The following is a 14,641-nucleotide window of genomic DNA, read 5'->3' on the forward strand; positions in this document are numbered from 1 at the left end:
CGAACATATCAGTAGGTTTGTAGTGAGGACTTTAGTCCTTTCTTCTATGAGAACTAAGGTTATTTAATTGTGATGGATATATCGATTTGTCAAAAATGGAAAAATGGTGATTAATTCCACTATCCCATGTTTTTATTTTTGTGCTGTCTCCTGCTTATTTAAAACTTGTTCTTGCATCCGCAATAACTCTGGAACTGTTACAAATTTGTACCCTTCCTTTCTGAGTTTAGCAATAATATCCGGCAAAGCTTGCACAGTTCTCGAACGATTGCCGCCACCGTCGTGCATCAACACAATGCCACCAGAATTTGCCTGCCGCATCACGTTGTCCATCAAGGATTGCGTCGCAGTCCGCCAATCTAAAGAATCAGCAGACCACATGATAACTGCATAATTTTTCTTCTGTGCGTAAGCTGCCAATCCATTATTTAAAATGCCTCCTGGCGGCCGGAACATTGATGTTTTGACGCCTGTTACTTCCTCAATTAATGATGACGTGCGATCGATCTCGCGAGCCGCACCGTCTTCGTTATACTTAATGTATTGGTGGTTCCAAGTGTGGTTGCCGATCGCGTGACCGGCTGACGCAACTTGTTTGCCAAGTTCGGGATATGTTTGCAGGTATCTTCCTACCCAAAAAAATGTAGCCTTAATATTGTTTTTCTTCAGAATCTCTAGGATTTGTCTAGTAGTTGTCGGCCAGGGCCCGTCGTCAAATGTCAGGGCGATCGCCTTGTGCTGTTCGTCCAGTTTTGCCTGACGCAGCATGGTACCTTTAAACTGGGATGGTAGGGATGATTGAAAACGAGTTTCCTGCTGTTGAGCTAGGGCTTGTTGGGAAACTTCAACTCGATGGGCGATCGCTCCTGCGATTCCACTAACATTAGATATCAGTTTTGGTTCTGGCGAGGATACTGCCAAGACTTGTGGCTGTCTCGGTGGCGCTGGTTGATTGGCGCGCAAGTTCATCGGCAACGTTACACCCAGCAAAAAACTGCCCGCAGCAGCCAGAAAAGCAACGATTAATTTTTTTCGCCGCCTCAAAAGCCGTTTGATATTTGTCACGTCATTAATCTCCTTCACACCTTCGACAATTAATTCTAGATTTTATGTTGATATTAGTTAGTTCACCTTAGAGGATAATCTTAAATCAGATTGTCCCTAGCAATGTTACTCCAACTAACCGATCGCGGGGAAGTCCGGCAGGATGGGAGCATCTCATTTTTGCAAAAAAACATTTCTTTTGACAGTCACATTTGTAGTAGGGTGCGTCAGCCACTTCTGGCTCCCCCACCAAAAAATTCGGCTCCTCGCTGACGCACCCTACAATATCTACTCGCACGGCATTAAAAGCAAAACACAGATGCACTCGGCAGGATTAACAAGTTTAAGAATTTTCAGCGAGAGTTCCCCTAACCGATCAAAACGGGGAATAGTGGCAATCTTCCGGAAGGTAGTTACCAGAAAGAATTGGTTGAAAGCCCCAAGTCTTTGAGGGAGAAATTAAAATCCGACTATTCATTACTCCAATCCTCGGACTTAATGGTAGAGGTCGCTCTTCTTCGGTCAACTGTTAGCTGTCAACTGTCAACTGTCAACTGTCAACTGTCAACCGCCCCAGCGCCTTCAAATTAACTTTTAGGGCCGGTTCTCTCTTGATACAAGCCGACAATCCGATCGATAACTTCGTCAACAGTCAGATTATCTGTTTGAATTTCCACAGCATCAGCAGCTTTCCGTAAAGGTGCGATCGGGCGAGTGCTGTCCTTGGAGTCCCGCAGAGCGATGTCTTGTTCTAACTGGGTCAAACTAATATTAGCCCGATCGGCGTCTTTAAGTTCTAACATCCGCCGGCGCGATCGCTCTTGTACCGAAGCCGTCAAATAAATCTTCAATTCCGCATCGGGAAAAACATTAGTTCCTATATCGCGGCCTTCTGCCACAATCCCACCTTTTGTACCGCAGCGCCGCTGTTCATCTACTAGAAACTGGCGCACAGCGGGAATTGCCGCCATTTCCGAGACGCGAGATGTCACTTCCAAACTGCGAATTTCCTGGGTTATGTCTTCGCCGTTAATCTTCAGCATAAAAGATGCCGGATCGAGATTGTATTCCAAATAGCTGTAACTAATTAATTCGGCGATCGCACATTCGTCGGACATCGGCGTGTTTGTTTTCAAAGCCAGCCAAGTCAGCGCCCGGTACATCGCGCCGGTATCGAGATAAAACAAGCCCAAAGCTTTTGCTGCTTGGCGAGTTACGGTAGATTTGCCAGCGCCCGCCGGGCCATCGATCGCCACAATTGGCCTGCGGTTCCTCAGAATTATATTGTCAATCAACCGAGTAGAGCCGACTCTGGCTGCTACGGCTAAAAGTCCCGCTGTTTCCACCACCTCCAACGGCATCAGAGTATCGGGATCGACGAGTTCGGCGTATTCGAGCTTAACTTCTGGTTCTCCTGCCACTTCGGCGCGCGCGGTAGCGAGTGCAGTGGCCGAGGTGCGGTCGCCTGAAGCAAAAGTTTTTGAGGCTTGTTGCAGCGCGCGGAAGAGGGCGCAGGATTGCTGTTTTTGCTCTGTTGTTAAATACTGATTTCGAGAACTCATTGCTAGTCCTGATTCTTCGCGGACGATCGGGCAAGCAACAATCTCTACAGGCAAGTTAAAATCCCAGGCCAGTTGGCGGATAATTGCTAGCTGCTGGGCGTCTTTCTGACCAAAATAAGCTTTTGTCGGCTGCACCAAACTCAAAAGTTTGGTAACAATTGTCGCGACGCCTTGAAAATGACCGGGCCGAGACTTGCCGCACAACACCGATGTCATCGCCGGTGGCGGCACTACTTGAGTTAAGGATGAAACTTGAATTTGTGTTTGGACGGTTTTGTCGGTTGCTGCGCGATCGCCCCCTGGATTCCCAAACATTTCTGTGGCTGGGGGAGCAAAAATGGCATCAACGCCAGCTTGTTCGCACAGCAGCCGGTCTCGATCCAAATTTCGGGGATAATCTTGAAAATCTTCTGTCGGGCCAAATTGCAGCGGGTTGACAAAAATGCTGACTAGGACGATCGCATTGTCTTGTCTTGCCCGCTGGATCAAGCTGAGATGTCCGGCGTGCAAAGCTCCCATCGTCGGCACCAAACCGACTGTCACGTGAGGTGCAGCAGACTTTTGTGAATTTAAGTAGCAGCGAAGTGCTGCAATGCTAGTAAACAGGCGCACCGGTAGACTCTCCTGAAGGCATTCGGCAGAATGCAGAATTTTGTTTGTCGGAATTTGTTCGATCGGACATCTTGCACGGATGTTAGCAACTTGCCTCGCCCGCATCGGGACTCGACGAGTCCAAGATGTCAGTTTTATTCTACTTTCTGCCTTCTACACTTCCGATAACTTATTTATTGTGCTGCCTTTTCAGAAAGAATTGGTTTAAAGCCTTCACCCTTATAGGGAGAAATTAAAACAAGACTATTCATTACTCCCATCGTCTTTATTCCCAGTAGAGGTGACTGTCAACTGTCAACTGTCAACTGTCAACTGTCAACTGTTGAACGTCCTACACTTGTTTACTGTTTGGATTCGATTACTTGGATTTCCACTCTCGCAACACCGCTGCTCATCATTCCGAGCACGTTGGCTGCGCCCGCCGACAAGTCAATCAGCCGATCGCCCACGTAGGGGCCGCGATCGTTAATCCGAACTACTACCGATCGGCCGTTGTCCAGATTTCGCACCATCACTAAAGTGCCGAAGGGCAAGTGGCGGTGTGCAGCAGTCAAGGCATTTTGGTTAAAACGCTCGCCGCTGGCGCTGAGGTTGCCATCAAATCCGGGGCCGTACCAGGAAGCCCAGCCGCTGAGCCGCACTTGAACTGGGCCCAAAGATAGCACGGGGGCTTCTGGTTCTGGTTCGGGTTGGCCTGCCACTGCTTCCAAGGGTGGGGCGTTGCCCAGGAGTCGGCGGAGGCGATTGGTTACTTGCAGCGCATCTCGGCTGAAGTTGCTCGTGGTGTCGGGGAGGATGTTTTGAGCGTTGATGCTTACCAAATCCTCGCCGTTTGCCTGGATTATGTAGCGATCGCCTTTTTCCCACTTAACGGTAATGCTGTTGGGATCGATGTTGTTGCGGTTTAGTTGGTTGAGTCTTGCTGCTAAGCTAGATGCCCGCCACATTGGATCTGGTTCTTGATTGGTGGAATTGCTGGCAGTGTTTCCGGCTTTGGGATTTTCTTTTGTGCCGGCTACTTTTGACTGACTGCTACCACTGGCTTTGCGATCGCCAGTTTCTCCAATTTTGGTGTTGGTTTCCTGGCTTGGGTTCAGAAAGGTGATGACTGGAATGTTTCGCACGTAGACTGTCACTGCTTGTCGCCCCTCCAAGTCGTGGGGCTGAATTTTGACGATCGAGTCTTGGTCAATGTCAGCTCTGGCTTGGTACTGATACTGTCCAACTTTTTGTGCTTCGACCCGAGTTGCGTTTAACTGCGGGGACGGTTGGGTGGCAATTACTTGCTGCTTGGAACCCTGAGAGTCTGGCTTCAGAGCGTCTGTCGCTTGTGCGTGACAAGAAGATGCCGTTCCTACCACAGGAACTAACAGGACAGCGAGTAAACCACCAACAAATTTTTCCTTCATACGTCCATTTTTGTGAAGAGCCATTGCCAACCGAGATTGGAGGATTGGCCATTTGGCGGCAGGCGTCAAGGATTTTTCTCGATCCCTTCGCCATTCCCCCGTGAGTCAAAGCAAAGTATCCGGGTGCATTTTTGCTGTAATGCTTCAGCCCCAAAAAAAATTGGCTGAAACTTCCCCGATCTTTGACAACTCATACTCGATCCGCAATTTGTGTTTTGGTAACGAACTGCAACAGACTACCACAAACTTTTGCGCTTGGGGATCGCTGTTTCGATACATTTGAGCAATATTGCTCAAATTTTCTCAGAACTCTGTCTGACAAAGTCCTTTAATTGCAGTGGTTACAGCCATTTTCAGGATTCCAGAAATTTTTACAAAAATTTACAAAAAATTCGCGTATTTTATGGTTGCCGAAGGATTAGCCTGAAAAAATCTGTTTGTCAAGTATTTAAGGTTGAGTTCGCAACCAAACGGATACTTGCTGTGAGCCCAAAATTTTAGACTCTATTCGAGATCCGAGATCCACGGTTCGTTCAACGTTGGCGCTTAGCTGGAAGTCTAAAATCCCCAATCCCCAATCCAAAATCTAAAATCCAAAATCCAAAATCCAAAATCGACTGACGGTTCCGAATAAACTAAAACGTACAAATCGATTTGGCAGACTTATGGATTATCGAGCAGCAGGTGTGGATGTTGAGGCGGGCAGAGCTTTTGTCGATCGCATCAAGAATACAGTCAAAAGTACCCACCGATCGGGAGTTTTGGGCGGATTCGGCGGATTTAGCGGATTTTTCAGCGTTCCGGAGGGTTTAAAAGAGCCGGTGATGGTTTCGGGCACTGACGGCGTGGGAACTAAGTTGAAATTGGCCCACGATCTCGATCGGCACGACACGGTAGGTATCGACTTGGTGGCGATGTGCGTCAACGACGTACTGACATCCGGCGCCGAGCCCCTCTTTTTTCTCGATTATTTAGCAACCGGAAAGTTAAATTCCGAACAATTAGCTGGGGTGGTGACAGGAATTGCTGAGGGTTGCAAGCAAGCGGGCTGTGCTTTACTCGGAGGGGAAACCGCAGAAATGCCCGGTTTTTACCAAGCAGGTGAGTACGATTTGGCTGGTTTTTGCGTGGGAATTGTCGAAAAGAGCAAATTGCTTGACGCTTCCCAGGTACGGGTGGGAGATGTGGCTGTGGGGCTGGCTAGTTCCGGTGTGCACAGCAACGGTTTTAGTTTGGTGAGAAAAATTGCGGGCGATCTAGGTTTTGATTGGAATTCCCAACCGGAAAAGTTGGGCGGCAAAACTTTAGGAGAAGTGCTGCTGACTCCGACTACAATTTATGTGAAACCAGTCCTCGAAGCAATTAAGAGCGGTTTAGAAATTCACGGTATGGCTCACATTACTGGTGGCGGTTTGCCGGAAAATTTGCCCCGCTGTTTGGGAGCCAATCAATCTGTGAAAATTGACACCAGTAGCTGGCCGAGTTTGCCAATTTTTGACTGGATTGCTGAAGCGGGTTCAGTTGCGACGGCCGATATGTTTAATACTTTTAATATGGGTATTGGCTTTGTGCTGTTGGTCGATCGCCGGGAAGTCGAGCAGGCTGTTAAGTGGTTTGAATCTCAGGGAATTGGTGCATTTGCGATCGGCGAAGTTATTGACGGTAGTGGAGAATTAGTAATGGGCGTCGATTAATTTTAGTTGCATGAATTAAAAAAAATCGCCCTTTTTTTAGGGTCAAACGCTTGACTTTGACGGTTCAAAAAAGTATTATTTAATAATGGGAGTGGTGACAATTTTAAAATGTAAGTCACCATTTCCATTATCTAAAATATACCACAAGAATTCTGCAAAAATCAATAGGTAAAATATCCTTCTTTCTGACAAATTTTTCAATAAGATTGGAAAAAAGCCGATTTATTAGACTCGAAGTGCATAAATTTTGAATGAGCGAGGAAAGTTGATATTTAGGTACGTAGTTGCGCTTGAGCGCTTTTTTCTTATATATGAAAGTACGTAGTTGCGTTTCAGCGCTCTTTTCATAATATATATAAGAGAGCGCTGAAGCGCAACAACATACCTTAGAGTAATGTACAAATTTAAATCAAAGTAAAATTTGCTGCATTAATACTGGGAGGCATAACTCCATTTAAAACAGCTATAATTTCCCCAGTCGGTACAAACTGGATAGACGTTTTACCGCTGAGTTGAGTAACATTTAATTGCTCGAAAGTCAAGCCATTACCTAGAATCAGCAAATCTTTTCCATTCTCAAAATCGGCAATAATATCGCTCCCGGAATTGGTAGAGAGTAAAAAGCGATCGCTGCCAGCACATCCAATCAGACAGTCATCCCCCAAACCGCCAATCAAAGTATCATTTCCCTCGCACCCGTCTAGCAAATCATTGCCAGCACCCCCACTCAGGCAATCATTGCCAACGCCTCCGCAGAGGGTATCATCACCATAATTGCCGTAGAGAGAATCCTCGCCTCCGCTGCCGAAGATAATATCATTTCCCTTGCCTCCAAAGGCGCGATCGTTCCCCCTGCCTCCGTCGATAAAATCATCACCTGCACCGCCAACAATTAAGTCGGTGTTTTCTTGACCGTGTATCGAATCATTGCCGCTATTTCCGAAAATGATATCTTCGCCTTTACCGCCAACAATAATATCATTACCCTTGCCGCCAAACAGGATATCGTCGCCCTGATTGCCCTCAATAAAATCGTTGCCTTGGCTGCCGTAAATGATATCATTTGCTTCGCCCCCGTAGATGTTATCATCGCCTAAACCCGCAACGAAAATATTCGGATTTGGGCTGCCATAACAAGCATTATTTTCCGGCGTGCCAAACTGAATTTCACCGCTACCGTTGATGTTAATAATGTTATCAATTCGGTTGGGCTGGTTGAGATTTGGATAGTCAATAGCATCGCAAATGCACTCTGGCGCAGCAGGAGAAGGAATTACACCGGGCGTCGGCGTGGGAGTTGGAATTTCCGCAGGCGTTGGAGTTGGCGCAGGCGTTGGTGTTGGTGTGGGAGTTTCCGTAGGCGTTGGAGTTGGCGCAAGTGTTGGCGTTGGCGTCGGAGTTTGTAATGGCGTCGGAGTTGGCGCAGCCACAGGAGTTGGCGTCGGAGTTGGCGCAGGCGTCGGAGTTGGTGTCGGAGTGTCCAATGGCGTTGGAGTCGGCGTTGGTGTCGGAGTTGGCGTTGGTGTCGGAGTTGGCGTTGGTGTCGGAGTTGGCGTTGGTGTCGGAGTTGGTGTTGGAGTTGGTGTCGGCGTTGGTGTCGGAGTCGGCGTCGGAGTTGGCGTCGGGGTTGGGGTTGGAGTTGGGGTTGGAGTTGGTGTGGGAGTCGGCGTCGGAGTCGGAGTTGGTGTCGGAGTCGGAGTCGGGGTTGGAGTTGGGGTTGGAGTTGGTGTCGGAGTCGGCGTCGGAGTCGGAGTTGGAGTTGGAGTTGGAGTCGGAGTCGGAGTCGGAGTTGGTGTCGGAGTCGGAGTCGGAGTTGGTGTCGGTGTTGGCGGATTGACGGTAATATTTACAAAATCGACATCCGTTTGAGCACCGCCTAATTCCGGGGCACCATTATCCTTTGTCGTCACAGTCAGCGTATCCGTACCAACAAAATTCGGATTCGGCGTATAAGTTAAACCATCTAAAGCAGCATTAATATCAGCCTGTTTTCCCGTATAAATCAGGATGTTGCTACCATTACCAGATCCGGTAATTCCCGTCAGCGACTTGAGTGTCAGATTGCCGCTGGTGACGCTGAGATTAACTTCCACCAACTCGCTATCTGAGTCAAATACAGAGATACTATTGCTGTTGCTAGCAGAGAAGATGCGAGGAGTATTTTGAGTTGTGGTTGCTGTGCCGGTATCGGTAGTAATGTCCAGACTCCAACTGGCAATATTTCCAGGAATAGTAGCACCGGATGCCACACCATTCTCTTGGTTGGCATCAACTGCATACAACTTCCAGGCACCATTCGGGTTGGTTTTATTAAAAACAGAAAGAGTCGAACCGTAAGGCCCTTCTGGTGCTCCTGTCGGCGTACCAGGTGGTATAACCAAGGAATAAATATCGCGAAAACCGTTTGGCGAATAGTTCGTTGGTTTGTAAGTTCCTGAAGCAATATTTGGTAGCGACGTTGGAAATGTAGAACCAAGAAAAGAGGCAGCATTATCATCCAACTTCAGTGTGATGTTGTTAAGCGGTGCAGATCCTACCTGAGACATTAACACTACATTTTGTCCCTGTGGGCCAACTAGCAACAGGTTAATTACCTGTGATGCTGAATAAACCCCATCCGAAGTTTTGACATTGTTGATAGTGGTCGTAATACTGTCTACATTTCCCGTCACGCCTGAAACGTCAATAGCAGACGGATACGGTGTCGCTAAAACGTTATAATTAGGTATTCCTCCGCTGTTTATCGTAATGTTGTTTGGGTTAGTTGTGGTAGTAGTTGTTCTTCCCGGTATTGAATTAATCGGAGATTGATTGCGACGGGAAAATTCCGATGTATCACCTGTAGTTTTGTTAGTAGCAGTAGCTGCGAGAACCGGTTTGCCTGCTACTGGAGTGTAGGGAAAGTTGATATTAGCATTGCCAGCACTATCTGTCGTCACATCTTGGAAACCTAGAAAAGTTTCACCTTGACCTGCACCTGCGGAGTCATAACTTTTATTAGCAAAGAATTCGACGCGGAAGTTATTGTTAGGAGTGCTGTTGAGAATGCCTTTGACTGTGTTGCCGCTAACTGAGGTCAAAACCGGAAAATTTTGCAGGTTGTTGCTGCCTTTATCTGCATCGCCCACATCGTTGGGAGTCACGCCAGTAGTACCGATCAAGTCAATGCCCAATCGTTTGTTATTAAAAATGCTATTGCCTTGAATCGTTTGGTTGCTGATATTTCCATTAACCTCAATACCGCTGCCCTTGTTGTTCGCAATAATATTCGCGGTTCCGGGTGCGGCTCCACCAATGATATTATTATTAGGATTGGAACTTCGATCGAGGATCATAATGCCATCACCCTCGTTGCCTAAATCTCTTGTACCCGTGGTATCAGTCCCGATATAATTGCCCGTAATTGTGGTATTTGTTGCTGATATTTTCGCAAGAAATATGCCTCCTAAAGCACCATTGCCAGAAATGACGTTGCGCGAGATAATAGTGCCTGTGATGGGGTTAGGTGTGGGATTAGGCACTAAAGGATTGCTGCCACTGTTGATTCTAATGCCGCCCATAGTATTACCTACAGCAGCAGTACCGCTAATATCAGTGCCGATGTAGTTATCTTGAATAGTATTGTTATTAGTATATACCCAAATGCCGAAGCCCCCAAAAATGTTTGCTGCTTTTCCAAATCCATTAATAACTAATCCCTGAATTGTGCTGCCACTGGAATCTTCCTGACCCCCAAAAGGACTTCTGCTCAATTCTATACCGTTAGTACCAATCAAGCTACCAGAACCACCAACTTGTACCAAACTGCCATTGAGTTCGATAATTGGTTTCCCAGCATATCCGGGTTGAGATTTGCCATCGATAATTACTGGGCTGGTGATGACAGGTAACGCTTGATTTAAAAGGGTAATGGTATGAGGGCCCGTGCCGGGAATGTTAAAGTTAATTGTGTCTAATCCGGGATTGAAATTGGCTTGTTGAATCGCATTTCGCAGAGATCCCGTACCGCTATCGGAAGTATTGGTAACGCTATAGGTAGCCAAAACAGACGCATAATTTTCCATTGCGTCTGACTCGAATGCTAGGGGAGATTTAATGTTACCAATTTTTGTTTCGAGTTCCCAATTGCCTCCTAATTTTGCACTCCCCGTGAGATGTTTGGAGGCGGCGATATTTGCACCAGTGAGAGTGGCAATGCGGTGGAGGAAGTTGGTACTATTTACAACTTGTTCATCGAGTCCGCCGTTCGTTTCAACCCCCGTCTCATAGCAAAAGTCCTCGATCGGGGACTGTTTAATGAAATTGTTTTCAGTCGGTTTCAACCGACTTTCGCGCTCGAACAGGGAATAAATTCCCTGGCGGACTTTCGGGCAATCACGAGATTCTGCTGCGACATTACAAGCATAAATCAAGATATCTGCATCAACTGTTAAGGCGCGCCGCCATTGCTGTAATTGCTGGCTATAAGCTTCGAGGTTATCAATAGATAGTCTGGTTTTACCGAGTTGCAAGCTTCCCGGTTCGCCGTGGGAAACTAGATGAATGCTGTCAATATTAGTGCGATTCGCTAAGACTTCGCTAATTTGTTCGATTCCATCTCTGTGGGAGTCGATAATTATTGCTTCTACTCCCAATTTCACTCCATCGAGGAGAGTTTGATAGTCTGTTACTGCTGCATCGATAAATACTGCTGATAAAACTGGTATCATGGCTGTGTACCCCAGATCCTAAAGTAAATAATTTTTCATAAATCCAGGACTAGCACACCCGAACTCAAAAAAACCGTTTCTTTGACGGTACAAATACCTAAAATTGTGATTTTCCTGAGAACAACTCGGTTTGTTTGCAAGTCTTAAATTTATTGATTCAGACTATATTGTTTGTGGCTTTGTTTCTTAACTAGCCAAACAGATTATTTGACAAAATTTTGTCTAAATTCAACTATAGCCAGCATACTTACGTAAGCCCAAAGTCTTAATAAAAATACATATTTTCGACTCCAGCTAATCGGGGTAAATCCGCTAGCCCGATCTATTATTTTCCGCTCATTTACTGTGTCCGCGCTTCCTGTCAATTTTCGCCAACACAGCACCGGAAACATCCGCCAGAATGCTGATAATCCGATACAAAGCGACGGTGCTCAAAATTATACCCACAGAAAAGCGATCGTCCAAAAGGGCGATCGCCGTTGCTTCAAATACTCCCATCCCCCCGGGCGCACCCGGTACAACCAAACCCACAACAAACGCAAAACCAAAAGCACCGAACAAGTTGGGAATATCGATAAAATTCACCGGATTTAAAGCCATCACCGTTAGCAAAAAACCGCTGCCCCGCAATCCGATAAAACAGATTTGTCCGATTAACGGCACTAAAGGATAGCGTTTAATTGGCAAATTATTTTTGCGCTGAGACTTGACATTAGATATTTTTTTAGTTAGATTGGAGCTAGACTCTAAAGGCGAAATTAGTCGATCGCCCGCAGCATCTCCAACCTCGGAATTTTCGCCCTTGTTCTTGGATAACTTCAGGCGCTCTACAAATAGGACGATCGGATTTAAAATTCGGGGATGAATGGCTATTAAAATAGCAGCACAGCCGACAATTCGCAAAAAGCCATCGATCCGCTCAAAACAAATCAACCCAATCAGCACGCCCGCAGAAGCCATCAGCAACGGTTCCAACAAGACGCTGAGAGTAGCAGCTTTGGGCGCAATTCCTGCCTTTTTTGCCTCCAAGATGCGACCCCAAAAATGCCAAATATTCCCCGGTAAATACTTGGCAATATTAGTTTTGAGAAAAACTTGAATCGCCCAGGCGGCATTGACAGGTTGGCGGAATTCGCGCAAAATCAACATCCACACCCAGCCGACAAAAATTAGAGACAGTAACGTGACACCAACCGCAATAGCCAATAACGGAAAACTTTCGGCTCGAATTCGGATATTAGCGACTTCTCGCCAGTGAGTTACAAAAGCTTGGGCAATAAATAAAAACGTGCCGCCCAAAATCACATAGCGCAAATAAGGCTTTAAACGTGATTTGGCGAGGTTGAAAAAATTCTGAATTCGATGCAAGTGTTGTTTTCCCATTTTCCGATCCTGATTAATGAATTTGGGATTGTAGATTTTTTAAGGACAATTTCATGTTTTGAATCTAAAATTTAGATTGATTTTATCTAAGGAGTAAATTTCTATGCCCGGCCCGAGCCCTGACGGATTTTCCTATCTTTTAGATGATAGCCCCAATAGTTTCGCATTAACTCCAGGCTTTTTGACTCCTTATCCTAACGGACTTTTTGCCCTCGGAGGTAATGATTTTATTGTCGGTGCCTCGGATGCCGATCGCCTCAGCGGTGATAATGGTAACGACAGACTCCTCGGCGGTGCCAATTCCGATACTCTCTTCGGTGGTGTCGGGAATGACTTGCTTAACGGCGGTGCCGGCAATGACTTCCTGTTTGGCGGAAAGGGCAGCGATACCTTGCAAGGAGGTAGGGGAGATGATAGCCTCAACGGCGGCAACGGTAGCGACGTTTTAACAGGCGATGGAGGCAAAGATACGCTGACAGGGGGTTTGGGCTCAGATACCTTTGTGCTTCGCAGCAATTCCCCAGTCTCAGATCCGGCTGTTGCAGACACGATCGCTGACTTTAACAGTGTTGAGGATGCGATCGGACTAACTGACAATCTTACCGAAGCAGACCTCACTTTAGAAACAGTTTCCGGCACTCCCAATACAGTAATTAAAATTCGCCAATCCGGTGCTATTTTAGGCTTAGTCGCCAACACATCACCACAAAACCTCAGCGGTAAGTTCATCTCTGCAAATCCCGTATTGGGCAACCAACTCAGCCAAGCCCGAGATTTAGGCGTTTTGAGCAGCAATCAAACCATCGCCGACTCGGTTAGCAACGCCCGCCCAGACAACCTTTACCGCTTTACTTTGCCTGCAACTAACGACTTTAAATTAACTGTCAGCGGTTTTAGTGCCGATGTTGACGTGGCTGTGATTAAAGATATTAACGGCGACAATTCTATTGACTTTACCGATATTATTGCTTCTGCTAAAGAATCCGGTTTATCGCCAGAGTCGATCGATCTCAAAAATTTGGCAGCCGGAACATACTTTGTCCGAGTTTATCAAAATCAAGGTAATACAAATTTTACCCTAAATTTATCTGCAACTCCTGCAACTATTGTTCCTGACAATCCCAGCAACTCACCTGGTTTTGACTCTCGTTTTGGGTTTGGTTTAGTTAATGCGGCGGCGGCAGTTGCTAAAGCTCAAGGTGTGCCCACTTTTCCTGATGTTCCAGACTTGGGCGGTGACGAGTGGGGCAGAGACTTAATTAAAGCTCCAGAAGTTTGGACGAAGGGTTTGACTGGAGATGGCATTGTCGTAGCAGTTATCGACAGCGGCATTGACTACAATCACCCGGATTTAATCGGGAATGTTTGGAGCAATGGAGGAGAAAATGGCGTTGATGCCGCAGGTAGAAATAAAGCTAGCAACGGCGTAGATGATGATGGCAATGGCTTTGTAGATGATGTGCGGGGATGGGATTTTGCCAACAACGATAACGATCCGATGGATGATAACGGCCACGGCACTCATATCTCGGGTTTAGTTGCTGCCAAAAAGGATGGAGTGGGAATAACTGGAACTGCTCCGACTGCCAAAGTTATGCCTTTGAAAATACTCAATAGCACAGGAGTAGGCAGAATCTCAGATGAAATTAACGCAATTAATTACGCGGTGGCAAATGGTGCGAAAATAATTAATGTGAGTTTTGGCGGTCAACAGTTCAACGATCGCGAATTGAGCGCGATTCGAGCGGCGGAAGCTAAGGGCGTGGTGGTGATTTCGGCGGCAGGAAATGAAGCTCGCCCGGATGTAGATTATCCGGCTAAGTTTGCGAATGAGGTAGGAATTGCTGTCGGTGGTGTTACCCGCAACGGCTTGTTTGGTGATTATTCTAACCGGGCGGGATCTAACACAATTAGTTATTTTGTCGCTCCGGGCGGCGACGGCGGTAGGGCCGATGCTGGGGACGTTTATTCAACTGTGCCGCTGTCTCAACCGGGGATTCCCTATCGATATTTTGCGGGTACTTCCATGGGAGTGCCGCACGTATCCGGGGTGATAGCTTTGATGTTGCAAGCCAATCCCAGTCTGACTCCTGCTCAAATTAAGCAGATTCTGGCGGAAACGGCGAGTCGATCTGTTTAAAAAGGCACGTTGTTGCGCTTAAGCGCTCTTTCAAAGGCACGTTGTTGCGCTTCAGCGCTCTTACATATATATGAGAAAGAGCGCTGAA

The 14,641-nt window shown here is 46.8% G+C and carries 7 protein-coding genes; 2 read left to right on the plus strand and 5 right to left on the minus strand.

Features of this window, described 5'->3' with window-relative positions; genetic code table 11:
* Positions 1–132: 132 nt before the first annotated feature.
* The 3 genes from QZ938_RS03770 to QZ938_RS03780 all read right to left on the minus strand — a co-directional run bounded on the left by QZ938_RS03770 (position 133) and on the right by QZ938_RS03780 (position 4,627).
* On the minus strand, positions 133–1,065 hold the full coding sequence (locus QZ938_RS03770) for a polysaccharide deacetylase family protein (RefSeq protein WP_293147108.1): 933 nt from the start codon (positions 1,063–1,065) through the stop codon (positions 133–135).
* A 566-nt stretch (positions 1,066–1,631) separates the two neighbouring features.
* Positions 1,632–3,218 carry a bifunctional pantoate--beta-alanine ligase/(d)CMP kinase gene (locus QZ938_RS03775; protein WP_293352677.1) on the minus strand — a complete coding sequence of 529 codons (1,587 nt, stop codon included), beginning with the start codon at positions 3,216–3,218 and terminating at the stop codon, positions 1,632–1,634.
* A gap of 341 nt (positions 3,219–3,559) precedes the next feature.
* Positions 3,560–4,627: a septal ring lytic transglycosylase RlpA family protein gene (locus tag QZ938_RS03780; protein WP_293352669.1), complete on the minus strand. Its 1,068-nt coding sequence runs from the start codon at positions 4,625–4,627 to the stop codon at positions 3,560–3,562.
* A 665-nt stretch (positions 4,628–5,292) separates the two neighbouring features.
* On the opposite strand from QZ938_RS03780, the gene purM reads away from it, so the two are divergent.
* Complete coding sequence (gene purM / locus QZ938_RS03785; RefSeq protein ID WP_293352671.1) at positions 5,293–6,321, plus strand: phosphoribosylformylglycinamidine cyclo-ligase; 1,029 nt, start codon at positions 5,293–5,295, stop codon at positions 6,319–6,321.
* A gap of 404 nt (positions 6,322–6,725) precedes the next feature.
* Here the strand turns inward: purM and QZ938_RS03790 are convergent, their stop codons facing one another.
* Both QZ938_RS03790 and QZ938_RS03795 read right to left on the minus strand, forming a co-directional pair.
* The gene (locus QZ938_RS03790) at positions 6,726–11,030 is read right to left on the minus strand and encodes a DUF4347 domain-containing protein (protein WP_293365359.1); all 4,305 of its coding nucleotides are present in this window, start codon (positions 11,028–11,030) and stop codon (positions 6,726–6,728) included.
* Between the two features lie 336 nt (positions 11,031–11,366).
* A complete protein-coding gene (locus tag QZ938_RS03795; RefSeq protein ID WP_293349419.1) occupies positions 11,367–12,413 on the minus strand; it encodes a UPF0104 family protein in 1,047 nt (348 codons plus the stop codon).
* A gap of 103 nt (positions 12,414–12,516) precedes the next feature.
* Between QZ938_RS03795 and QZ938_RS03800 the strand changes: the two genes are divergently transcribed.
* Positions 12,517–14,553, plus strand: a complete 2,037-nt coding sequence (locus QZ938_RS03800; protein ID WP_293349422.1) for a S8 family serine peptidase — start codon at positions 12,517–12,519, stop codon at positions 14,551–14,553.
* Positions 14,554–14,641: the final 88 nt, after the last annotated feature.

The sequence above is a fragment of the Microcoleus sp. CAWBG27 genome (assembly GCF_020883145.1).
Lineage (GTDB): Bacteria > Cyanobacteriota > Cyanobacteriia > Cyanobacteriales > Microcoleaceae > Microcoleus.